Below are 24,235 nucleotides of genomic sequence, written 5' to 3' on the forward strand. Positions count from 1 at the left end.
GAATACCGGGAATTGGACTAGAGGATGGGTTGGCAGAGCGGAGGCGGGAGGTGGCGATTCCCTATTCCCGATTCTCGATTCCCTGCAGTTCCCGCACATCGACAAAGTGGCCGCTCACCGCCGCAGCCGCGGCCATCGCCGGGCTGACCAGATGCGTGCGCCCACCGGCGCCCTGGCGCCCTTCGAAGTTGCGATTGGACGTGGAGGCGCAATGTTCACCGCTGCCCAACTTGTCCGGGTTCATCGCCAGGCACATCGAGCACCCGGGCTCACGCCATTCGAAACCGGCGTCCAGAAAAATCTTGTCCAACCCTTCGGCCTCGGCCTGTGCCTTGACCAGTCCTGAGCCCGGCACCACCAGGGCCTGCTTGATGGTGGACGCCACCTTGCGGCCTTTGGCAACCGCCGCGGCAGCGCGCAGGTCTTCGATGCGCGAGTTGGTGCATGAGCCAATGAACACGCGATCCAGATGGATCTCGGTGATCGGCTGATTTGCCCGCAAGCCCATGTACTTCAGCGCGCGCTCGATCGAGTCGCGCTTGGTCGGATCCTGTTCGGCGGCCGGATCCGGCACCTGCTGATCGACCGCCAGCACCATCTCCGGCGAGGTGCCCCAGCTGACCTGCGGTTTGATGTCTTCGGCACGCAGTTCCACCACGGTGTCGAAGGACGCATCGGCATCGGACACCAGTGTGCGCCACAACGCCACCGCTGCGTCCCAGTCCGCGCCCTTCGGCGCGAACGGGCGATCCTTGACGTAGGCGATGGTCTTTTCGTCCACCGCCACCATGCCCACGCGCGCCCCTGCTTCGATGGACATGTTGCAGATGGTCATGCGGCCTTCCATCGACAGCGCGCGGATCGCGCTGCCGGCAAATTCCAGCGCATGCCCGTTGCCGCCGGCCGTGCCGATCTTGCCGATCACCGCCAGCACGATGTCCTTGGCAGTCACCCCGAACGGCAGCGTGCCTTCCACCCGCACCTGCAGGTTTTTCATCTTTTTGGCGATCAGACATTGCGTGGCCAACACGTGCTCCACTTCAGAGGTGCCGATGCCATGCGCCAGCGCGCCGAAGGCGCCATGCGTGGAGGTGTGCGAATCGCCGCAGACCACCGTCATGCCCGGCAGCGTGGCGCCCTGCTCGGGGCCGACCACGTGCACGATGCCCTGGCGCGTGTCGTTCATCTTGAACTCGAGGATCCCGAAGTCGTCGCAGTTCTCGTCCAGCGTCTGCACCTGCAGGCGCGAGACTTCATCGGAGATGGACTCCAGCCCGCCCTGGCGCTCGGCGCGGGTGGTGGGCACGTTGTGGTCGGGCGTGGCGATATTGGCATCGATACGCCACGGCTTGCGCCCGGCAAGACGCAGGCCTTCGAAGGCTTGCGGCGAGGTCACTTCATGCAGGATGTGGCGATCGATGTAGATCAGCGACGAGCCATCGTCACGGCGCGTGACCTCGTGCATCTCCCACAACTTGTCGTACAGGGTCTTTCCGGTCATCGCTTGAGATTCCGATGCGGTGGCGAACGGCGGATGCACCGCCTGGCTGAGACCGATGCTAGGAGCTTGCCATGGATAACGCAAATTCATATTGTTTATTCAACAAATGAATTTTAGGAATGGCATGGACCTCGCCAATCTAAGCGCGTTCGTGGCGATTGCCGACCACGGCAGCTTTTCGTCAGCGGCCGAAGCGTTGCACCTGACCCAACCCGCAGTGAGCAAGCGCATCGCCTTGCTGGAAGCGCAATTGTCGGCGCGCTTGTTCGACCGCCTGGGCCGCCAGGTGGTGTTGACCGAGGCCGGGCTGGCGCTGCTGCCACGTGCGCAGCGCATCCTGGCCGAGCTGGACGACACGCGCCGCGTGCTGGAGCACCTGGGCGCGGCGGTCGGCGGGCGGCTGAGCCTGGCCACCAGTCACCACGTGGGGCTGCACCGGTTGCCGGCATTGTTGCGACGCTTCACCGCCGAGCATCCGGAGGCGGCCCTGGACATCCAGTTCCTGGATTCGGAACTGGCCTACGCGGCGGTGTTGCGCGGCGAGGTGGAACTGGCGGTGACCACACTGGCACCGGACACCCGCGCCCCGTTGCGCGCGCAGCCGATCTGGCATGACCGCCTGCAGTTCGTGGTGGCGCCGGATCACCCGTTGGCCGCGTTGGAGACGGTCACGCTCGATGATGTGGTCGCTCACCCTGCGGTGCTGCCAGATCCGGGCACCTTCACCCATCGCATCGTGGCCGGGTTGTTTGCCGAACGCGGCCTGGCACCCAGCCTGCGCATGACCACCAATTATCTGGAGACGATCAAGATGCTGGTGTCGGTTGGCCTGGCCTGGAGCGTGCTGCCCGAGCGCATGATCGATCACCAGATCGTGGCGCTGCCGTTGGCCGATGTGGCGCTATCGCGTGCGTTGGGATGCGTCACCCACGGCGGGCGCACCTTGTCGCGCGCGGCGCAGGCGTTCGTGGCGCTGTTGCATGCGCAGGCGGATCAGGCGGCAGGGCTGCAGGTGTCGCCACGCTGATGCTGCGCAAGACCGCACGCTACTGATCGATCAATCGGTCGCGTCCCTGCCGCTTGGCGTGATACAGCCTGCGGTCGGCCAGCGCCAGCAACTCGCGCCGGCTGGGCGCTTCGTCGCTCATCGCCATGCCCATGCTCGCGGTGCACTGCACGGTGACCTCGTCTGCGGCGATCGCAATGGTGCCCAGGCGTTGGCGCAGTTGTTCGAACAAGGCACGCGCTTGCGCAGCCTCCAGGCCGGTCACGGCCAGCAGGAATTCTTCGCCGCCGTGGCGCGCGGCAAAGCAGTGCGCGTGTTCCTGGTCGGCCAATACCTCGCCCACTGCACGCAACACCGCATCGCCGACTTCGTGGCCGTGCGCATCGTTGATGCGCTTGAAGTGGTCGATATCGGCCAGCGCCAATGCCAGCGGCGCGCCGCCCGCCTGCGCCTCGTCCAGCCATTGCTGCAGCACGCGCTCGGCTTCGCGCCGGTTTGGCAATGCGGTGAGCACATCGTGGCTGGCGCGGTATTCGAGCTGGCGCATCAGTGCTTCACGCTCCTGGCTGGCCTGCTGCAAAGCCAGGTTCTTGTCGCTCAATTCGCGCGTGCGCTTGTCGATCACCACGTTGAGCTCGCGCTGGCGGCGGCGATAACTGGCGGTGCGCCACAGATAGAACCCGTAGATCACACTGGCCAGGCACAACACGCCCAGGCCGATGACTTCGCCACGCCGCCACCACGGCGGCGCCAGTTCCAGCACCAGGCTGGTTTCACCGAGCAACGCCGCCTGGCGCCAATCCACCGGCAGCGACATCGCCTGCACGCGGAAACGGAACCGCCCCGGCGGCAGATTGGTATAGACCGCTTCGGTGGCGCTGTCGGCGTCCACCCAATCCGGGTCGAAGCCGTCGAGCCGGTAGCGGTAGCGCACCTTGTCCGGCCCGCGGAAATTGAGCCCGGCATAGCCAATGGCGATGCGTCGGGTATCTGCACTCAGACGATGCGGGCCGGCCAGCGGCTGCACCATGCCGTCCACCACCAGGCGCTCGAACACGATCGGCACGCGGTGGCCCTGCAGGGTGCCGACCCGGGTGGGGTCGATCACGCCCAGGCCGGCCGCGGTGGGAAACAGCAACTGGCCGGTTTGCGTCAGCCAGCCGGCCGGCGCGCTGCTGCCGTTGCCCTGGTTGCCGGGCATGCCGTCGCTGCGGTCGACCACTTCCACACTGAGCTGCTCGCGGGTGCCGGCGTCGATCTGGTCGAAGTCGCGCCGCGCAATCCGGAACACGCCGTGGTTGCTCGACAGCCACAGGTAGCCGCGGCCGTCGTCGATGACGCGGAACACCTTGTCGCGCGGCAGGCCCACGCGATGGTCATACACCTGGAAGCGCTCGCCGCGCAGCCGCAACAGCCCGCGGTCGCTGGCAATCCATAAGTCGCCATTGGGATCGCGCAGGAAATCGAAGGCGTTCTGGCCCGGAAAATCCTGCTCGCCCAGCCAGGCGCGGGTGCCGCCATCGGGCGACAGCGCGGTCATGCCACGGTCGGTGCCGCTCCAGATGGTGCCCTGGGCATCGCGATAGAGCACCTGCACCGAGCCATCCGGCACCCCGTCGGCGGCGGTGTAACGACGCGCGCGGCCGTTGTGCCAGCGCACCAACCCGGCAGTGGTGCCGATCCACAGCGCATCGCCGTCCGGCAACACCGCACGCACCGACAACGAGGACAGGCCCTCGGCCGCACCGATGCGCTGGACCACCGCCCCTTGCGCATCCAGACGCAGCACACCCTGACTATAGGTGCCGGCCCAGACCCCGCCATCGCCCGCATCGGCCAACGCCAGCACCGACTGCTCCAGCACCCGCCCGGCACTGCCCAGCGAGAACGGCACGCGCGCGATCTGCCCGTCGCGCCAGCGGTCCAGGCCCACCGCGCTGCCCACCCACACGGTGCCGTCGGCGGTCTGCAACACGCTTCGCACGTAGTCCGAGGAAAGGCCGTCGTCAATGGTGACGCCATGCGCGGCGCCTTCGGCGACCCGGAACAGGCCATGCGTGCTGCCCACCCAGATCAGGCCCTCGGCATCCTCCAGCAAGGCCGGGCTGGCCACGCCGGAAATGGCGATCTGTTCGTCTGGATCATCCGGCCCGCTGTGCATCACCAAGGTGCCGGCGGAGAGGCTCATCCACAGGTGACCGCTGCGGTCCATCACCAGCGAGTCGACCCGCTGGCCCTGGCGGAAGCGCTGCAGGCCCCCGCCCCGGCTCCACCACCACACCCCATCGTCGCCAGCCACCAGCAAGCCACCCTGGCGATCGCTGGCGAGCCGGCGCACGGGAGTGTCGGCCATGCCATGCACCTGCCCCCAGGCAGTTGCAGCGCTGGCGCCTAGCGGCAGCTGATACAGACCGACGTCGGTCCCGATCCACAGGTCGCCACGCGCGTCTGTCGACAAGGCGGTGATGCGTGCGCGTGGCAGGCCGGCCTGACGCCCGACATCCACCAGCCGCCCATCCAGCTCGATCCGGTACAGCGTCTGCGGCGTGCCCACCCACAACGCACCATCGGCGCGGCGTAGCAGCGCGCTGACGGCCAGATGCCTAGCGGAGGCATCGCCCAGCTGTTGCCAGCGGCCGTCCTGATAACGGTACACCCCGTCGAAGGCGGTGCCGAACAGCATGCCGTCGCCATCGCGTACCACCACGAACACTCCGCCCAGCTCCACGCCCGGGGTGTTCTGACGGTCGAACACGGTGAAATCGCGCCCATTGAAGCGCGCCACGCCTTCCCAGGTGCCGAGCCAGATCACCCCATCGCTGCCCTGGGCGACCGCATGCACCAGGTTGTGCGGCAGGCCGTCATCCATGTCCCAGCGGGTGACCGTGTGGTAGGCGGTGTGCTTGAGCGGATGCGCGCCGAGCGGCCAGCCGGCCAGCAGCGTCCAGCACAGTAGCGGCCACAGCCACAGCGGTGCGTTCCACAGCGCCTGCGCACTGCGGAGCTCGCCTGTGTGCGCATGCGTCCCGACCCCGTCCACGCGTCCTGCTTCGCCCCTTCGGCTGCCCGTCAACAGGGTGTTGCAGGCCGTTCGGCAATCTATCACCGGGGTAGCAGCGACGCGTTAGGTGGATTCCCCACAGCGCCGGGGCAGACCACGACAGCGCAAGCGACTCACCGCAACGGTTAATGGACCGCGCGGTGCCGCCATATAAATATAGAACCCGATGGTCTAGTATTGGCGCATGTCCAGCTCGCCCCCCCTCAAGTCCAAGGCCAAGAGCAACGGCCCTGGGCGTCCCAAGGATCTTGGGAAACGCGCCGCCATCCTGGGCGCCGCCCGCTCGCTGTTCATGGAGCAAGGTTTTGCGGGCGTCAGCATGGACGGCATCGCCGCCCTGGCGGGCGTCTCCAAGCTGACCGTCTACAGCCACTTTGGTGACAAGGAAAGCCTGTTTGGCGAGGCGATCCGCGCACAATGCCAGCACATGATGCCCGACGACCTGTTTGACCATGCGCCCGAAGGCGCGTTGCGCGAGCAGCTCATCGAGATCGCCGACGCCTTCTTCGCCATGGTCAGCTCCGACTCGGCCATCGCCACCCACCGCATGATGATGGCGCCGGGTACCGGCGACGTGCACGTGCGCGAGATGTTCTGGGACGCCGGCCCCAAGCGGACCCAACAGGCACTGGCTGATTTCCTCAGCGCGCGCGTGGCCGACGGGCAGCTGGAGATTCCCGACGTGGCCCGCGCCGCCGCGCAATTCTTCTGCCTGCTCAAGGGCGAGCTGTACGCCCTGATGATGTGCGGCCTGCACGGCCAGCCCGATCGCGCGCAGGTGGACGAGCACATCCACGCCAGCGTGGATTTCTTCCTGAGAGCCTATGTGCCGCGCTGATCTGGCCTGCCCTTTGGTCGCGGTGACTTCCGGCACTGCGTGGTTTGGCCGCGCCCGGCGATGCTAGATGCGCCAGTTGCCCCAAGCCCCGCTAAAATGCCTGCCCCGCCGCGTTGGATAACCGCACCATGACGATCGATTTCACCCAGGCCCGCGAAAAGATGGTCGAACAGCAGATCCGGCCGTGGGATGTGCTGGACCTGCGCGTGCTCGACGTGCTGGCGCGCATGCCGCGCGAAGCCTTCGTGCCGGAGGCCTACAAGACCCTGGCCTACGTCGATGTGGAAATTCCGCTGTCGGCCGGCCACAAGATGATGAAGCCGGTGGTCGAAGGCCGCATGTTGCAGGCCCTGGATCTGCAGCCCGGCGAAGACGTGCTGGAAGTGGGCACCGGCAGCGGCTTCTCCACCGCCTGCCTGGCCGCGCTGGCCCGTGAAGTGGTGAGCCTGGAGATCGACCCCGCGCTGGCCGCCGCCGCGCGTGCCAACCTGGACGCCACCGGTCTGGGCAGCAATGTCCGCATCGAAACCGCCGACGTGTTCGCCTGGCAGAGCGAGCGTCGCTTCGACGCCATCTGCGTGACCGGCGCGGTCGATACGCTGCCGACCCAGTGGCTGCAGTGGTTGCGCCCGAACGGCCGCTTGTTTGTGGTGCGCGGTCACGATCCGGTGATGGAAGCCGTCCTGGTCCGTGGTGACGTCAACGCGCCGCGCATCGAATCGTTGTTCGAAACCGACCTCGCCTATCTCCAGGGCGCCGCACCGACGCCCCGATTCCAATTCTGATTCCCAAGGAAGCTTCCCCGATGATCCGCCGATCCCTCGTCCTGGCGCTGGCCGCCGCCCTGTCTCCGATGGCCGCGCACGCCACCGACCTGCTGCAGGTCTATGAAATGGCCCGCAACGGCGATCCGCAGCTGGCTGTTGCCGAGTCCACGCGGTTGGTGAATCGGGAAGGAGTGGTGCAGGCACGTGCGGCGCTGCTGCCGCAGCTGGATGGTACGGCGGGCTATACCCAGTCGCATCGCGAACTCGAAGGCGTAGACGGCCGATCCACCACCAAGCAGCGCCAGTACTCGATCCAGGGCAGCCAGACCATCTTCAACTGGGCGCAGTTCGCCAACGTGCGCGCGCAGCGTGAGGTGGCCAAGGCGGCTGATTTCACCCTGGCGTCGGCCAACAACGACCTGATCACGCGCACCTCGGCGGCTTACTTCCAGGTACTGGTGGGCATCGAGTCACTGGCAGCGGCCGAGACCAACGAGGCAGCGGCCAAGAAGCAGTTCGACTACGCCGACAAGCGCCTCGAAGTGGGCCTGGCGCCGATCACCGACGTGCACGAAGCACGCGCCCAGTACGACCAGGCGCGCGCCGACACCATCAATGCACGCAACACCTTGAAGGATTACTACCAGGCCTTGACCGAACTCACCGGCCAGCCGGTCGTGGGCCTGCGTGCGCTACCGGAAGACTTCCGCCCAGAAGTGCCTTCGGCCTACAGCAATGTCGACCAATTGGTGGCCAGCGCCATCACCGATAACCCGGCGTTGAAGGCGCAGGAGTTGCAGGTCAGCGCAGCCGAGGCGCAGGTCAATGCGGCACGTGCAGGTCATTATCCGACGCTGAGCCTGGGTGCCAACGTTGGCCGCAGCAACAGCTGGGGCGGTGCCAGCACCGTCGACCAGGCCGCCGGTAATTTCACCACCAACGGCCGCGACATCGATACCGATTCGATCGGTGTGACCTTGTCGATCCCGATCTTCGCTGGCGGCGCAACCCAGTCGGCCGTGCGTCAGGCGTTGTCGCGTCGCGATATCCAGCAGGACACCTACGAACAGCAGAAGCGCGCGCTGGATCGCAATACGCGCAATGCTTATCAGACCGTAGTGGCCGGCATCAGCGAGGTGGAAGCACGTCGCCTGGCCGTCGTGTCTGCACAAGCCGCTTACGATGCTTCACAGGTGGGCCTGGAAGTGGGTACGCGCACCGTGCTGGACGTGGTGCAGAACCAGCGCACGCTCTTCCAGGCGCAGTTGAACTACGCGCAGTCGCGCTACACGTTCCTGCAGAACCGCCTGTTGCTGGGCCAGGCCATCGGCAAGCTCGACATCACCGATCTGCAGGACGTGAACCGCCTGCTATCGCAGGATGCAGAAGCCAAGCTGCAGGGCAGCGGTTCGTTGCAGTAAGCACCTCGCGCAGCGAATGAAGAGGCGGGCATGGCCCGCCTTTTTCATGTCTGCACTGTCAAACCCGGTGTCGTCATTCTCGAATCACGGCAACGAGCTTGTGCAGATGTGCGCTTGGGCAGTGCGCTACGCTGCCGAGTGAGGGCTGACGCAGCGGCAATGCCGCGATGTCCGTAATCATCAGCAGCAATCCGGATTTCGCCTCACTGACGATGCGCTTGCAAGCAGGTCGCGCCGACCTCGCCACCCTGTTGAGCACGCTACGTTGTGCCTGACTCAACTGCAGGAAACTGAGAGGCACAACGTGCGGAGCGCATGCCTCGCATGCGTGCCTTGGCACATCGACAGGCGACTTGCACGCAACCTGGGCGCCAGCCGACCTGCGCTGCGCGCTGCCGTCGCAACTCACTGCGACGAAGCGATCTCGCCAACCACTGATGGCAGATCCGGCGCAATCTGTACCAGGGTGCGTGCCACCGCGCCCTTGCCGTTAGCCACCAAGGCCAGCCCGGCCGCGGCCATGGCCTCGCGCTGTGCGGGATCGCCGAGCAGGCGAGCCAGATCGCGTTGCACGCACGCGGCATCCTCGCAAATGGTCACTGCATCGGCCTCGCGCATGCGCCGCGAAATTTCAGAGAAATTGTGCAGGTGCGGGCCGGTGACGGCCGGTGTACCCACCGCCGCCGGCTCGAGCAGATTGTGGCCACCGATCGGCTGCAGGCTGCCGCCAACAAACGCGACCTGCGCGCAGGCGTAGAAACTCATCAACTCGCCCAGGGTATCGACCACGAACACCTGGTCGCGCGCCTGCGGCCACTGCTGCGCCTTGCGTGTGGTCACGGTCCAGCCGCGATCACGCGCCAGCGCTTCCACCTTCGGAAAGCGCTCGGGATGCCGTGGCGCCCACAGCAGCAACAGCTCCGGGAACTGTTTCAGCAGCTGCGCATGGATGTCGGCCACCGCCGCTTCTTCGCCTTCGTGCGTGCTGGCTGCAATCCACACCGGCCGGGTTGTCGGCACCTGCCTGCGAAACTGCGCCACCAAGTCCTGCAGCTGCGCCGGTGCGGCGATATCGAACTTAAGATTGCCCAGCGCAACCACTTGATCCGGCCGCGCGCCCAGGGTGATGAAGCGCCCGGCATCGTCCTGCGACTGTGCTGCCACGCAGGTCACGGTGCGCAAGGCGCGGCTGATCAGCGGTGCCAGCACGCGGTAGCCACGCAGCGAGCGCGCCGACAGCCGTGCATTGAGGATGTACACCGGAATCTGGCGGTCGCGGCAGCCGAACAGCATGTTCGGCCACAGCTCGGTTTCCAGGATCAGTGCCAGCCGCGGGCGGAAATGTTCGAGGAAGCGCCCGACACTACCGGGCACGTCGTAGGGCAGATAGACGTGATCCACCGCATCGCCCCACAGCGCACGCACGCGCTCGGAGCCGGTCGGGGTGATGGTGGTGATAACCCAGCGAATGTCCGGCCGTTGCGCACGCAAGGCGTTCACCAGTGGCGCCGCCGCATTGACCTCGCCGACCGACACCGCGTGCACCCATACGCGCGGGCGCCCGCAGGCATGCGTGTAGGAGGCGTAGCGCTCGTTCCAGCGGTTGAAATATTCGCGCACGCGGAAGCCGCGCCACACCAGGTGGTACACCGTCACCGGCAGCAACAGGTAGAGCAGCGCCGAGTACAGCCCGCGCAACAGCCATTCGATCGGGTCTTTCCGCATGCGTGCAGGATACGGGAGGCGTTGCGCGCGCGCATGTGTGGCCGTCCTGCCTGCTTGCTGATTGGCCAGGCCTGCCTGGCCCGGCTTGGACACAGACACTGGTGCGGTCGTTCGCAGTGCAGCCACAAGTGCGGCTGTGCGCGCGATCGCTGTGCTACCCCTGCATTGCGACCTGTAGTCCACCCGCTTCAGACACGCCGCGGGTGCGCAGTATTCCGCCGACGCGTTGCACACAAAGGTCCAGTCCTACCCGCATGAGGCAGGTGTGCGGCGAAGGCTGCGCGTGACGTGGCGCCGCCGCATGCACAAAGACCATGAGCGCGAACAATCCCTGTCAATAGTGCTCACACCACGGTACGCGCGACACGTTGGCTGTACCGCCCCCCGCCCACTCACCTCAAAGCCCGGAGCACGCTCTAGAATTACGCCATGTCCGAGTCCGCCAACGTCGCCGTCCGCCCTTCCCTGCGCAACCCCAAGCACTGGCCGATGTACCTGGGCCTGGCGGTGATGGTGCTCGCCGGGCGCCTGCCGTGGCTGCTGCAACGCGCGCTGGGCCGCGGGGTTGGCTGGGTAGCGATGCGCCTGGCCGGCACGCGCCGCCGCGCGGCCGAGGTCAACCTGAAACTGTGCTTCCCCGAGCAGGATGATGCGTGGCGGGCACGGCTGTTGCGCGACAGCTTCGACGCACTGGGCGTGGGCCTGTTCGAATTCGCACGCGCCTGGTGGGGCAGCATCGCCACCATCCGTCCACGTGTGAAAATCGAAGGCCTGGAACATCTGCAGCGGCTGCAGGAACAAAAGCGCGGTGTGCTGTTGGTGTCCGGGCACTTCATGACCCTGGAAATGTGCGGGCGCCTGTTGTGCGACCACGTGCCGCTGGCCGGCATGTACCGCAGACACCGCAATCCGGTGTTCGAATGGGCGGTCAAGCGCGGCCGGCTGCGCTACGCCACGCACATGTTCGCCAACGAAGACCTGCGCGCCACCATCAAGCATCTCAAGCGTGGCGGCTTGCTGTGGTACGCGCCGGACCAGGACATGCGCGGCAAGGACACGGTCTTTGTGCCGTTCTTCGGACATCCGGCTTCCACCATCACCGCGACTCATCAGCTGGCGCGGCTCACCGGCTGCGCGGTGGTGCCGTACTTCCATCGTCGCGAAGGCGGCAGCTACGTGCTGAAGATCGCACCGCCGCTGGCGGATATCCCCTCCGACGATGTGATTGCCGATACCACGCAGGTCAATGCGGCGATCGAGGACATGGTGCGCGAAGCGCCCGATCAATACCTGTGGATCCATCGCCGCTTCAAGCGGCAGCCCGGTGGGCGGAGCGACTTCTATCGCTGAGGGCGCTGGCGCTGGCACTACGTGCTTCAGTGCTTCAGTGCTTGAGTGCTTGAGTGCTTGAGTGCTTGAGTGCAACGAGCGTCCAGCCTGGGGCAGCTGATGTAAGTAGTCGAACGCGCATTGCAGGCACTGATGCTGCCGCGTAGAGAGACGGCGCTCTTGCCAGGCATCCGCGCCACCCAATAAGTTCCGCACAAAATGCTGCCGCGTTACTCAGCCGGCTGAACCCCGACGCGAACCACACACACCTCCCAGAACCAAACATCCGCTCAGGCAGGCGGCGAACGATCCCCATCGTCATTGAGCAACGCACCGGCATACAGGCCGGCCAGCATCAGGCTGAGACCGCCCCAGAAGCTCGAATAGAACGCCAGATGCGTATTGAGCGGGAACACCGTGGCCACCAGGGCGATCATCGCCGGGCGTGCCTGCGCGCGGGCTGCCGGGCTCGAATAGCGCCAAGCGCGCCACGCCTGCGCCGCGCCGGCCAGCCACAGCAGCAGGCCGATCACACCGGTTTCAGCCAGGATTTCCAGCAGAATCTGATGCGCGTGGAAGGCCGGGCCATCGCCCCAGGCCGGCGCCTGATCGGGTGCGGGGTTACAGGCCGGGTACGCCTGGCGGAAGCCGCGCGCGCCCACGCCATTGAGCGGATGCTCGCGAATCATGCACAGTGCCGCGCCCCAGATCTGCGCGCGCCCGGACAAGGCCTGATCCACGCCCTGCTCGCCATCGGTAAAAGCCAAAGTGGTGCGCTGCAGGCGCTCTCGGGCCTGCGGTGCCACGGCAACCACGCCTGCGGCCAAGACCGCGCCCAGCGCCGCCACTGCGATCACCTTGCGGCCGCCCAGCAACTGCCAACCGGACAACAGCACGATCACGCCGTAGGTGATCCACGAGGCGCGCGAGCCGGCCAGGACCAGCACCACGCCTACCGCCGCCGCCGCGCCGGCCCACGCCCAGGCGCTGCGCCGGCCCAGCGCCAGCAGCAGGAACGGTGACAGGCTGGCCAGGGTCTGGCCGAACTTGAGATTGCAAGGCCCCAGCACGCCACTGAGCCGGTCGACCACGGCCAGCTCCTGCGCGGTGCACAGGCCGTGCCCGCTGATCAGCTGTTTGACCTGATCCAGCGCGAAGAACAGCGGACTACTGCCCAGCGCGACCTGCAGCAAGGCGTCCAGCGTCCACACCCCGGCGATCACCGCCAGGCCGATAAAGGTGCGCCGCCGCCGTTGCGCGTTGGCCACCGCGATGGCGCACAGCCACATGAAAGGCAGGTAGCGCAGATCGGTAGCGGACTTGCGCAGCGCGCGGCCCACGTCCACCGCATCCACGGCCGAAAGCATCTGCGGGAGCCAGTAGGCGAAGAACAACACACTGGTCAGCGCCCAGGCAGCGCCGCTCAAGAGCCTGGTGCCGCCACGGAAGCGCGTATGCAGCAGCCGGTAAGCCGCAAACACGGCGCCCAGCGACAGCACCGTTTCGGCCAGGCCCGGGGTGGGCCACAAGGCCACAAACAGCAGCACCCACACCGGCGCCCAGCGGCCGGCATCGGGCGTCAGCACGGGCGCGCGCGGCGCGGCCTCAGCGGCGGAGTTCGTCATAGACCTTCAAGGTGGCCGTTTGCATGGCCTGCAGCGTGTAGGGAAGCCGCGCCGGCGGTGCCGGGCGGTGGTGCAGTAACGCAAGCGCCTGCTGCGCCAGTGCCCGGGCATCGAATGGCGGCACCGCGCCGGCGGGCTGCAGTTCGGCGAGCAGTTCACCAGCGCCGCCGTGCGCCCAACCCAGCACCGGCCGGCCCACGGCCAGCGCTTCGATCACGGTGCGGCCGAAGGCTTCGGGCTTGCGCGAGAGTTGCAGCACCAGGTCGCTGGCGGCGTAGGCCTCGGCGATGCGGGCAGTGGGTTCGGTGAACGCCACGGCATCGGCCACACCCAGCCTGGCTGCCTCGGCTTCCAGTTCACGGATGTAGGCCTCGCGCCCCGGCTCGCGCGCACCGGGCAGCCACAACCAGGCCGGCAGACCGGCGGCGCGCAGAGCGGCGAGCAGCTGCAGGCCATCGGCATGCCCTTTCAGGCGCGTGCCGCGGCCCGGCAGCAACAGCAACGGCGCATCGGCCGGCAGGCCGGGCACCAGCGTCTGCGCCCACGTGCGTGCGCGCCGGTCTGGCTGCGGACGGCGTGGGAACTGCGCGATCTCCACGCCGCGCGGGATCACCCGCAGGCGCGCGGTATCGGTGTGCGGGTAATGCGTGCACACGTAGTCGCGCACCGTCTGCGAGACGCAGATGACGCGCTCGCCGTAGGTCATCACCGCGCTGTAGCGGCTGGGCGAATTGAGCCCGTGCACGGTGGTGACGAAGCGTGGCCGCGTGGCCTGCGGCATCCCGCGCAAGGCGTACCAGCCCAGCCAGGCCGGCAGGCGCGAACGCGCGTGCACGATATCGGCGCCCAGCTCTGTGAACAGCCGGCGCAGCCCCACCACGTGGCGCAAGGTCAGCAACGACTTGCGCCCGATATCCAGCGTGAGGTGTTCGGCGCCGACCTCCAGCAACGGCTGGACCAGGCGCCCGCCCGCGGAGACGACCACAGCGCGATGGCCGGCGCGCACCAGCGCAGCGGCGATTTCCAGGGTGGAGCGCTCGACGCCGCCGGACTGCAGCGCCGGCAGCAGTTGCACCACGGTCAGGCGGTGCATGCCGCCAGGATCAGTCGGCGAGCACGAACAGTGCACCGCAGTACGGGCACTTGGCTTCGCAGTTGGGCTCGTCTTCGATCGGCAGGTACACCCGCGGATGCGAATTCCACAGCGCCATCGCAGGCGTCGGGCAGCTCAGCGGCAGGTCACCGCGGTGCACGGTGTAGCGCTTTTCGGCATTGGCGGGCGCGGTGGCGGTCTGGCTCATGGCGGCACGATCGGAAGGCGAAGACAGAGCGCGGATTCTAGCAGCCTGGCGCCCGGCACGGCCCAGTGACGCGCCCAGCGCGCGGTGCCGACGTTGGCCAGCGGGCTGCCAAGCGTGTTCACCATGACCATTGCCTGCGCTATCGGCGTCCCTGGCCTTGTTGCGGCACGGTCCCGAATCTGGTGCCGGTCGGTGTGACGCGAGCGGCGACGCATGCGCCGTATCATCGGCTGACACGTTGCCTGGGGTGCACGTGCGCGAACGCCGCATGGCTGCCCATGCGTCAGCACACTCGCCCCGGCGCTCTGCTGCATCCGCCTTCCGGGAGACATCATCACGTGCGTTCCTCTGCTGTTGTGCCGCGCCCGCTGCACCTGTTGCGCCCTGTTGCGCTTGCCCTGGCGGTCGCGACCGCGCTCCCGGCTGCTGCCGCCGAAGGGTTCTTCGCCTCCTTCGATACGCACGAGCGCGACCTTGTCGCTGATCGTGCCAATGCGCTGCAGGTCGCGATCGGCAGCGGCCCGGACGCGCCGTATGCGGCAAAACACTACGCCGGCTACAGCGGCGCGCACGCACTGCATTACAGCAGCCAGGGTGACGCGGGTCGGCGGACGTTGTTTACGACCGATCACTTGATCGATGCCGACACCACGCTGTCGTGGATGGTCTTGCCCGAAAGCGTGGGCGATGACCATGTCAGCTCCACGTTTGTGTCGCTGGATCTGCTGATGGACGACGGGAGCCGGCTGTCGGCCAGCAACGCGCTGGACCAGCACGGTGTGGCGATCGGCGCGGCCGCGCAGGGCGCTTCCAAGACCTTGTACCCGCAGCAGTGGGCACGCAAGGCGGTAAGGCTGGGCGATGTTGCCGGGTTGCGCGGGCGGCGCATCACCGCCATCGCGCTGGAAGTGGCGCCACAGGGCGGCGCGCCGGTGAGTGGCTGGCTCGACGATATCGCCATTGCCGAAGTCCCGCGCGTGGCGCCTGCACGGCCGTCGGACTGGGTGCTGACCACCCGCGGCACGCAGTCTAATGGCACGTTTTCGCGCGGCAATAATTTCCCCGCCACGGCGGTGCCACATGGGTTCAACTTCTGGACCCCGGTGACCGACGCCGGCACGTTGGGTTGGCTGTATCGCTGGAACGAACACAACGGTGCCGACAACCGCCCGCGGCTGCAGGCGTTGTCGCTCAGTCACCAGCCCAGCCCGTGGATGGGCGACCGCCAGACCTTCCAGGTGATGCCCTCCACACACAGCGGCGCGCCGGAAGCGGACCGCGTCAAACGCGCGCTGGCGTTCTCCCACGCCAACGAAGTGGCCAGGCCGTATCGCTACGCAGTGCAGCTGGACAACGGCATCCAGGCCGAGATCGCCCCCACCGATCACGCAGCGCTGTTCCGCTTCCGCTTCCCACCCGGAGGCGATGCCAATCTGCTGTTCGACAACGTGGATGCGCGCGGTGGACTGACCCTGGATGCGGCCACGCAAACGCTCTCGGGCTATACCGATGTGCGCAGCGGCCTGTCCACCGGCGCCACGCGCATGTACGTGTACGCCCGCTTCGATACGCCATGGAAGGCGAGCGGCCGCAGTGACACCGGCCGGCCGACGGGCTGGATCAAGTTCGCTGCAGGCAGCACGCGCGAAGTGCAGATGCGCATCGCCACGTCGCTGATCTCGCTGGAACAGGCCAAGCACAACCTGGATCTGGAGATCGCACCACAGGACTCGCTGGAGCGCGTGGCTGCGCGTGCGCAGGACGCGTGGGATGCGCTGCTTGGGCGCGTCGAGGTGGCGGGCGCCAGCGACGATCAGCGCACCACGCTGTATTCCAATCTGTACCGGCTGCATCTGTATCCGAACTCCGCGCACGAGAATGCCGGCAGCGCCAGCGCGCCGGAGTGGCGCTATGCCAGCCAGAACAGCTGGTCCGACGAAGCCACCGATGGCAGCGCCGTGCGCAGCTTTGCGCCGATCCGCGACGGCCGTGTCTACGTCAACAACGGGCTGTGGGATACGTTCCGCACCGCGTGGCCTGCCTACGCGCTGTTTGCACCCGAGGCCGGCGCGCTGGTGCAAGGATTTCTGGAGCAGGCGCGTGCCGGCGGCTGGGTGGCGCGCTGGTCCTCGCCGGGCTACGCCGACCTGATGGTGGGCACCAGTTCGGATGTGGCCTTTGCCGATGCCTGGCGCAAGGGCGTGCAAGGGTTCGATCCGGCCGAGGCGTACGCCGCCGCGTTGAAGAACGCCACCGTGGTGCCGCCCGACCGGCATGTAGGGCGCAAGGGCATGGCCCGTTCCACCTTCCGCGGCTATGCCGATACCGACACGCATGAGGGCATGTCGTGGTCGATGGAAGGTGCGCTCAACGACTTCGGGATTGCGGGCATGGCCGATGCGCTCGCTCAGCAAGCACCCGACGCCGCAGCGCGCGAGCGCTATGCCACCGAGGCGCTGTATTTCCGCCACCGCGCCGCTGGCTACGCGGCGCTGTTCGACCCGGCAATCGGCTTCTTCCAGGGCCGTACGCCCGATGGCGGCCGGCGCCTGGATGCCGCGCACTACGATCCACGCGAATGGGGCAACGATTACACCGAATCCAGCGGCTGGACCTTTGCCTTCACCGCACCACACGATGGCGAAGGCCTGGCCGCGCTGTATGGCGGACGCGACGCGCTGGCGGCCAAGCTGGATACGTTCTTTGCGACGCCGGAAACGGCACAGGCCGCGCTTTCCGGCTCGTATCGCGGCGTGATCCATGAGATGACCGAAGCGCGCGATGTGCGCATGGGCATGTACGCGCATAGCAATCAGACCGCGCACCACATCCCATGGATGTATCTGTACGCTGGCCAGCCGTGGAAGACCCAGCAGCTGACGCGCGATATCCTGGCGCGGCTGTATCTGGGCAGCGAGATCGGCCAGGGCTATGCCGGCGACGAAGACAACGGCGAGATGTCGGCGTGGTACCTGTTCGCCGCGCTCGGGCTGTATCCGTTGCGCATGGGCGCGCCGGAATATGTGATCGGCTCGCCGCTGTTCACGCATGTCAGCGTGCAGCTGCCCAATGGCCGCACGCTCACGGTCAACGCGCCGCAGAATTCGCCGCGCAATGTGTATGTGCAATCGCTCAAGGTCAACGGCAAGCCGTGGCGCAAGACCTGGTTGCCGCATGCCGACATCGCCAAGGGCGCAACGCTGGACTTCGTCATGGGCCCACGCCCGTCACGCTGGGGCACGGATGCGGATGCGGTGCCGCCATCGCTGACGCCGCCGGGCCAGCGCCCTGCGCCGTTGCAGGATCTGCTGGGCACGCGCGCGCGCATCACGCGGGACGATGGCGGCGCGGTGGACGCGTTGCACGACGACGATGCGGTAACGATGGCCACGCTGTCGTCCACGTCTGCCGTCACGGTGAGCGGCATCGACGCCGGCACGCCGACGCTATATACCCTCACCAGCGGCAACGCGGCGATTGCCAACGGCGGGTGGACCCTGGAGGCGCGTGCTGGGAGTGGTCACTGGACGGTGATTGATCAACGTCGCGATGAGGTGTTCCGCTGGCCCCTGCAGACGCGGCCCTTCCGGATTGCCACGCCGGGCGCGTACACGGACTACCGGCTGCGCGTGAGCACACCTAAGCCGGTGCAGTTGGCGGAGATCGAATTGCTGCGTGTGGCGCCGGCCTCGCCATGAGGGTTTGGAGAAGCGCGCGTGCGGGTGGCGCAGTGAATGCTGACATGCTGGCCTGGTAGCGACCACCAGGCGTACCGGGCGGGTGCAGCGTTATAGCGTGCTTGAAATGTTGCGCTGACTGTTTGGGCTTGCGCACGTGCGGGCAGACCGCAGCCGCTCTGCAACTCGTCCGAATGCTCGCTCATTGGCCGGCGGGCGTGCCCTCACCCGAACCCTTCTCTCGCCGGGAGAGGGCTTTCAGCCACATTGGCAGGCGTACGGTAGCGAGTGACTGGCCCACCACTGATACGCAGCGATAGCGCATCAAAGGCCGTTGTTCGTGATCTCCGCACTCAAGCAACAGTTGCGCCAGCTGTTCGCATCGGCAATCGCTTCAGCGCGATATCCGTAGGAGCGCGCTCGCGCGCGATAGGGCTCTACCGATCACACTCAAATGTTTCTCGAACAGATACTCCAGCTAGTTGTTCTAGCGTATTGCCCGATCTATTCGTTAGACGGTTTGCATAGCTGCTTGCTGTAGAGACTTGCCTCAACCGCGTTGTTCTCAGCACCTTCGCCTGTAGACGCCCTTGCATCCAAAACGTTCGAACCTGCAGCCGCAATTGGCGTTATCGATAACCGAGGCGTCACTCAACACCTCGGCCATCAACGCTGCAACATCAGCCGCCGTTCTTCTCGGCGTTGTGCTTCTCGGCATCACGCTGCTTGCGGATCTGCGCATCCACCGCAGCAATCGCGGTCATGTTCATCACGCGGCGCGAAGTGGCGCTGGTGGTGAGGATGTGCACCGGCTTGGAGATGCCCATCAGGATCGGGCCGATCGCCACGCCGTCGGTGAACACGCGCACCAGGTTGTAGGCGATGTTGGCCGCTTCCAGGTTGGGCAGCACGAACAGGTTGGCGCGGCCCTTGAGCGTGCTGTTGGGCATGATCTGCTTGCGCAGCGCTTCATCCCAGGCGGTGTCGCCCTGCATTTCGCCGTCGATGTTGAGCTCGGGCTTGCGCTTGAGCAGGGCTTCTCGCACTTCGCGCATCTTCAGGGCGTCACGCGAATCGTGGCTACCGAAGTTGGAATGCGACAACAGCGCGATATTGGGCTCGATGCCGAACAATTTCAGGCGATACGCGGCCTGCAAGGTGGCTTCGACCACCTGCTCCACGGTGGGGTCTTCCTGCACGTGCGTATCCAGGAAGAAGAACACGCCCTGCTGGTTGATCACGCCGGTCATGGCCGAGGTGGAGCTCACGCGCGGTTCCAGCGGAATCACGCTGCGCGCGTAGCCCAGCTTCTTGTGGAAGCGCCCCACCACGCCCGACAGCATCGCGTCGGCTTCGCCGCGCGCCACCATCACTGCGGCAATCAGGGTCGGACGCGAACGCATCAGTTCCTTGGCCGCGGTCACGGTCACGCCACGGCGCTCGGTGAGCGCGTAGTAGTACTGCCAGTAATCGTTGAAGCGCGGGTCGTCGTGGATGTTGGTGATCTCGAAATCTTCACCGGCACGGATGCGCAGCCCCATGCGCTGGATACGCGCCTCGATGACGTCCGGGCGGCCGATCAGGATCGGCAGCGCCAGACCTTCGTCGATGACGTTCTGCACCGCACGCAGCACCACTTCTTCCTCGCCTTCGGCATACACCACGCGCTGCTTGTCGGCGCGCGCGCGGTCGTAGACCGGCTTCATCATCAGGCTGGTGCGGTAGACGAACTGGCTGAGCCGGTCGCGGTAGGCCGCCATGTCGGCGATCGGGCGCGTGGCCACGCCCGAATCCATCGCCGCCTGCGCCACCGCCGAAGAAAGCTCCACCAGCAGGCGCGGGTCCAGCGGACGCGGAATCAGGTATTCCGGGCCGAAGCTCGGGGTCTCGCCGCCATAGGCCGCGCCCAGGTCGGAGGCCTCGCGCCGCGCCATCGCCGCAATCGCCTTGACGCAGGCGATCTTCATCTCTTCGTTGATGCCGGTGGCGCCCACGTCCAGCGCGCCGCGGAACAGGTAGGGGAAGCACAGCACGTTGTTGATCTGGTTCGGGTAGTCCGAACGGCCGGTGCCGATGATGCAATCCGGCCGCACCGCCTTGGCCGCTTCCGGGGTGATTTCCGGGTTGGGGTTGGCCAGGGCGAAGATCACCGGCTGGCGCGCCATGGTGGCGACCATTTCCGGCTTGAGGATGCCGGCCGCCGACAGGCCCAGGAAGATGTCGGCACCTTCGACGATTTCGGCCAGGGTGCGCTTGTCGGTGTCGCGCGCGTAGCGCTGCTTGTCCGGGTCCAGGTCGGTGCGGCCGGTATGGATCACGCCATCGCGGTCCAGCGCCAGGATGTTCTCCGGCTTCAGGCCCAGCGAGACCAGCATGTTGACGCAGGAGATGCCTGCCGCGCCCATGCCGGTGGTGGCCAGCTTGACGTCTTCGATCTTCTTGCCGGTGACCACCAGCGCATTGAGCACCGCCGCGCCGACGATGATGGCAGTGCCGTGCTGGTCGTCATGGAACACCGGGATATTCATGCGCTCGCGTAGCTTGCGCTCGACGATGAAGCACTCCGGCGCCTTGATGTCTTCCAGATTGATGCCGCCGAAGGTCGGCTCCAGGCTGGCGATGATGTCCACCAGCTTGTCGGGATCGTTCTCGTTGATCTCGATGTCGAACACGTCGATGCCGGCGAACTTCTGGAACAGCACGCCCTTGCCTTCCATCACCGGCTTGGAGGCCAGCGGGCCGATGTTGCCCAGGCCCAGCACCGCGGTGCCGTTGGTGATCACCGCCACCAGATTGCCGCGCGCGGTGAGCTCGCTGGCCTGGGTGGCGTCCTCGACGATGGCCTCGCAGGCGAAGGCCACGCCAGGCGAGTACGCCAGCGACAGATCGCGCTGGGTCAGCATCGGCTTGGTCGCGGTGACCTTGATCTTGCCGGCCGGCTGCTGGCGGTGATAGTCGAGGGCGGCCTGTTTGAAGTCGTCGTTGGACATCGGCTGTGTAGGTCTCAAGGGCGCAGAAGGGCTGAATTCTACCCTCCTGCCTGAACAAGGGCCTGTCGCGCAGCTGTCAGCGCGGCAGGAAGATCGGTTGCTGCAATGCAAAAACGGCCCTGCATCCCGCCGGGATACCAGCGGAATACAGGGCCGTAGGAAGCATCAGCGTGCGCTGACCGGCGCAACTGCGTCCGGCGGCGGCACCGGTGCCTGCAGCGGCGGCGCACGGCCATCCAGTGCCAGGCTCAACTGGTCGCGGTCCAGCGCATTTTCCCAACGCGAGACCACCACCGTGGCCACTGCATTGCCGATGAAGTTGGTCAGCGAGCGGCACTCGCTCATGAAACGATCCACGCCCAGGATCAGCGCCATGCCGGCCACCGGCACATCCGGCACCACCGACAGCGTGGCCGCAAGCGTAATGAAGCCTGCGCCGGTCACGCCGGCCGCGCCCTTGGAGCTGAGCATCGCCACCGCCAGCAAGGTGATCTGCTGGCCCAGGGTGAGATCGACATTGGTGGCCTGGGCGATGAACAGCGCCGCCAGGGTCATGTAGATGTTGGTGCCGTCCAGGTTGAACGAGTAGCCGGTCGGCACGACCAGGCCCACCACCGACTTCTCGCAGCCGGCCTTTTCCATCTTCTCCATCAGCGACGGCAATGCCGACTCCGACGAAGAGGTGCCCAGCACCAGCAGCAGCTCGGCCTTGAGGTAGCGGATCAGCTTGAGCACCGAAAAGCCGCACAGACGGCAGACGATGCCCAGGATCACCAGCACGAAGAACAGCGAGGTCAGGTAAAACGAGCCCACCAGCCAGGCCAGATTGACCAGCGATTCCACGCCGTATTTGCCGATGGTGAAGGCGATTGCACCGAATGCACCGATCGGCGCGGCCTTCATCAGCATGTGCACCAGACGGAACACCGGGGCGGTGAGCGCTTCCAGGAAGCTCAGCACCGGGCGGCCACGCTCGCCCACCAGCGCCAGCGCGATGCCGAACAGCACCGCCACGAACAGCACCTGCAGGATGTTGCCATCGACGAACGCACTGATCAGCGTGGCCGGGATGATGTCCATCAAAAAGCCGACCAGGCTCAGCTCGTGCGATTTCTGCACGTAGGTGTTGACCGCGCTCTGGTCCAGCTCGGCCGGGTTGATGTTCATGCCGGCGCCCGGCTGCACCACGTGCGCCACCACCATGCCGACGATCAGCGCCAGCGTGGAGAAGAACAGGAAGTAGGTCATCGACTTGGCGAAGACCCGGCCCACCGTCTTGAGGTGGGTCATGCCGGCGATGCCGGTGACGATGGTCAGGAAGATCACCGGCGCGATGATCATCTTCACCAGCTTGATGAAGGCATCGCCGAGTGGCTTGAGGCTTTCGGCGAAGGCCGGCTCGAAATGGCCCAGCAGGGCGCCAAGAACGATCGCCACCACCACCTGGAAATACAACTGGCGGTAGAAGGGGACAGGCGCCGGCAAGGGGCCGGCAGGCTTGCTGATGTGCATGACACCACTCCGAGGGAACTTGGAGGGCGCCTGAGCCAGGCACCCGGTGCAGGCATTCTGGCCGCACGTCACAGCCCGGGCCGATAACCCATTGGTACTACGCACTGGGCGTTGCCTGAACCTGGTCTTACACTTCAGCCACGCGCCCCTCGGCCGTTAATTCCGTTTAACGCAGACACCGACTTTCTGTGCTGTTGGCCGTCCCGGACCCTGCGCGTTTCATGAAGCTGTTCATTGCGCTCGCCATGGCAGGACGCCCGGCCCCTACTTTTCCTCGCCGAAGATCATTCCTATGCGCCTCAATCCGCTCGTTCTTGCGCTGGCTATCGCCGCCGCGCCCGCCGCCCATGCCGCCACCTCGATCGAGAACTGGCCCACCAAGTACACCTTCGGTGACGGCACAGAAATCGGCCTGACCGGCAACTACGCCTACGACGACAACAATTTCTCCGGCGACGACCGCCTGGAAGACCGCACCGATTTCCGCCGCAAGGAATTTGGCGCCACCTTGAAGAAGAAGGGCGTCTACGACGCCATGGTGTATTTCGACTTCGAAACCAAGCTGTGGCTGGACGTGTTCTTCCGCTTCGAAACCAAGGCGCTGCTGGGCCAGGACTACGGCCGCGTGCGCCTGGGCTACATGAAGGTGCCGGTGGGCCTGGAAGCGGTGCAGAGCTCGCGTGCGGGCAGCTTCATGGAACTGGGCCTGCCGATCCAGGCGGTGTTCCAGGGCCGTCGGACCGGCGTGGAGTGGACCCTGGAGCGCCCGCAGTACCTGCTGCAGGCCGGCGCGTACGGCGGCCAGGACCTGCAGGGCGACAACCCCGGCACCACCCAGGCCGTGCATGCGGCGTGGACCCCGTTCAAGGCCGAAGGCAACGTGCTGCACCTGGGCCTGGCCGGCTCGGTGGAAAACCCGCGTGGTTTCAGTGACGGCCGCGGCGTGTCGTTCAGCCCGCGCGTGCGGCTGCGCGCCCGCCCGGAAGCCGGCTTGACCGATGTGCGCCTGATCGATACCGGCACCATCCTCGATGTGGACCACGTGATCCGCGCCGGCGTGGAAGCGGTCTGGATCCACGGCCCGTTCTCGCTGCAGAGCGAAGCGCTGCGTGCCGAAGTGGCGCGCAACGCCAACCAGCCGCACTACATCGCCCAGGGCCAGTACGTCTACGGCACCTGGTCGCTGACCGGCGAATCGCGCAGCTATGCCGGCGGTGTGCCGGGCAACATCAAGCCCGCCCACGACTACGGCGCGGTCGAGCTGACCGCCCGCTACAGCCGCCTGGACCTGGAAGACAACCGCGTCAGCGGCGGCCGCCAGCACGACACCACCATCGGCGCCAACTGGTACCTCACCAGCCACTTCAAGGTGCAGGCCAACTACAGCTGGGTGGATGCCACGCGCAACGGCGTGCATGAAACCCCGCACGTGATGGAACTGCGCGCGCAGGTGATGTTCTAAGCGCCCACGGCTAACGCCTC

Annotated in this window: 15 protein-coding genes; 7 read left to right on the plus strand and 8 right to left on the minus strand. The window is 66.4% G+C overall.

Translation table 11 applies throughout. The features are described from left to right. Positions 1–61: 61 nt before the first annotated feature. On the minus strand, positions 62–1,501 hold the full coding sequence (gene leuC, locus QRM89_RS08110; RefSeq protein WP_285447743.1) for a 3-isopropylmalate dehydratase large subunit: 1,440 nt from the start codon (positions 1,499–1,501) through the stop codon (positions 62–64). A 124-nt stretch (positions 1,502–1,625) separates the two neighbouring features. Here leuC and QRM89_RS08115 point away from each other — a divergent pair, with 124 nt between their 5' ends. Further along, a complete protein-coding gene (locus tag QRM89_RS08115) occupies positions 1,626–2,528 on the plus strand; it encodes a LysR family transcriptional regulator (RefSeq protein WP_285447744.1) in 903 nt (300 codons plus the stop codon). A gap of 19 nt (positions 2,529–2,547) precedes the next feature. Here QRM89_RS08115 and QRM89_RS08120 read toward each other — a convergent pair whose 3' ends face one another. Beyond that, positions 2,548–5,547, minus strand: coding sequence for a ligand-binding sensor domain-containing diguanylate cyclase (locus tag QRM89_RS08120; protein ID WP_285447745.1), 3,000 nt, complete (start codon positions 5,545–5,547; stop codon positions 2,548–2,550). A 205-nt stretch (positions 5,548–5,752) separates the two neighbouring features. On the opposite strand from QRM89_RS08120, the gene QRM89_RS08125 reads away from it, so the two are divergent. The 3 genes from QRM89_RS08125 to QRM89_RS08135 all read left to right on the plus strand — a co-directional run bounded on the left by QRM89_RS08125 (position 5,753) and on the right by QRM89_RS08135 (position 8,594). After that, a complete protein-coding gene (locus tag QRM89_RS08125) occupies positions 5,753–6,406 on the plus strand; it encodes a TetR/AcrR family transcriptional regulator (RefSeq protein WP_011038433.1) in 654 nt (217 codons plus the stop codon). A gap of 128 nt (positions 6,407–6,534) precedes the next feature. Continuing rightward, positions 6,535–7,191, plus strand: coding sequence for a protein-L-isoaspartate O-methyltransferase (locus tag QRM89_RS08130; RefSeq protein ID WP_011038434.1), 657 nt, complete (start codon positions 6,535–6,537; stop codon positions 7,189–7,191). Between the two features lie 20 nt (positions 7,192–7,211). Continuing rightward, positions 7,212–8,594 carry a TolC family outer membrane protein gene (locus QRM89_RS08135; RefSeq protein ID WP_285447747.1) on the plus strand — a complete coding sequence of 461 codons (1,383 nt, stop codon included), beginning with the start codon at positions 7,212–7,214 and terminating at the stop codon, positions 8,592–8,594. Positions 8,595–8,999: 405 nt separating this feature from the next. Here QRM89_RS08135 and waaA read toward each other — a convergent pair whose 3' ends face one another. Then, positions 9,000–10,319 carry a lipid IV(A) 3-deoxy-D-manno-octulosonic acid transferase gene (gene waaA, locus QRM89_RS08140; protein ID WP_285447748.1) on the minus strand — a complete coding sequence of 440 codons (1,320 nt, stop codon included), beginning with the start codon at positions 10,317–10,319 and terminating at the stop codon, positions 9,000–9,002. 429 nt (positions 10,320–10,748) lie between these two features. On the opposite strand from waaA, the gene QRM89_RS08145 reads away from it, so the two are divergent. Then, positions 10,749–11,669, plus strand: a complete 921-nt coding sequence (locus QRM89_RS08145) for an LpxL/LpxP family Kdo(2)-lipid IV(A) lauroyl/palmitoleoyl acyltransferase (protein WP_285447749.1) — start codon at positions 10,749–10,751, stop codon at positions 11,667–11,669. Between the two features lie 269 nt (positions 11,670–11,938). Here the strand turns inward: QRM89_RS08145 and QRM89_RS08150 are convergent, their stop codons facing one another. From QRM89_RS08150 to QRM89_RS08160, 3 genes are read right to left on the minus strand one after another with little or no spacing between them, the layout of a single operon-like run. Next, positions 11,939–13,273, minus strand: coding sequence for an O-antigen ligase family protein (locus QRM89_RS08150; RefSeq protein WP_042596947.1), 1,335 nt, complete (start codon positions 13,271–13,273; stop codon positions 11,939–11,941). After that, the gene (locus QRM89_RS08155) at positions 13,254–14,366 is read right to left on the minus strand and encodes a glycosyltransferase (RefSeq protein WP_285447750.1); all 1,113 of its coding nucleotides are present in this window, start codon (positions 14,364–14,366) and stop codon (positions 13,254–13,256) included. The genes QRM89_RS08150 and QRM89_RS08155 overlap by 20 nt, the downstream gene beginning before the upstream one ends. Positions 14,367–14,376: 10 nt before the next feature. Next, on the minus strand, positions 14,377–14,574 hold the full coding sequence (locus QRM89_RS08160) for a zinc-finger domain-containing protein (RefSeq protein ID WP_011038440.1): 198 nt from the start codon (positions 14,572–14,574) through the stop codon (positions 14,377–14,379). A gap of 338 nt (positions 14,575–14,912) precedes the next feature. On the opposite strand from QRM89_RS08160, the gene QRM89_RS08165 reads away from it, so the two are divergent. Next, positions 14,913–18,272 (plus strand): GH92 family glycosyl hydrolase, encoded by a 3,360-nt coding sequence (locus QRM89_RS08165; RefSeq protein WP_285447751.1) that lies wholly within the window; start codon positions 14,913–14,915, stop codon positions 18,270–18,272. 659 nt (positions 18,273–18,931) lie between these two features. On the opposite strand, the gene QRM89_RS08170 is transcribed toward QRM89_RS08165, so the two are convergent. Both QRM89_RS08170 and QRM89_RS08175 read right to left on the minus strand, forming a co-directional pair. Beyond that, positions 18,932–21,241: an NADP-dependent malic enzyme gene (locus tag QRM89_RS08170; protein WP_119960227.1), complete on the minus strand. Its 2,310-nt coding sequence runs from the start codon at positions 21,239–21,241 to the stop codon at positions 18,932–18,934. 165 nt (positions 21,242–21,406) lie between these two features. Continuing rightward, positions 21,407–22,753: a dicarboxylate/amino acid:cation symporter gene (locus tag QRM89_RS08175; RefSeq protein ID WP_011038444.1), complete on the minus strand. Its 1,347-nt coding sequence runs from the start codon at positions 22,751–22,753 to the stop codon at positions 21,407–21,409. Positions 22,754–23,045: 292 nt separating this feature from the next. On the opposite strand from QRM89_RS08175, the gene QRM89_RS08180 reads away from it, so the two are divergent. Then, on the plus strand, positions 23,046–24,215 hold the full coding sequence (locus QRM89_RS08180; RefSeq protein WP_042596957.1) for an OprO/OprP family phosphate-selective porin: 1,170 nt from the start codon (positions 23,046–23,048) through the stop codon (positions 24,213–24,215). Positions 24,216–24,235: the final 20 nt, after the last annotated feature.

It is taken from the genome of Xanthomonas sp. LMC-A-07, assembly GCF_030208825.1.
Taxonomy (GTDB): Bacteria; Pseudomonadota; Gammaproteobacteria; order Xanthomonadales; family Xanthomonadaceae; genus Xanthomonas; species Xanthomonas campestris.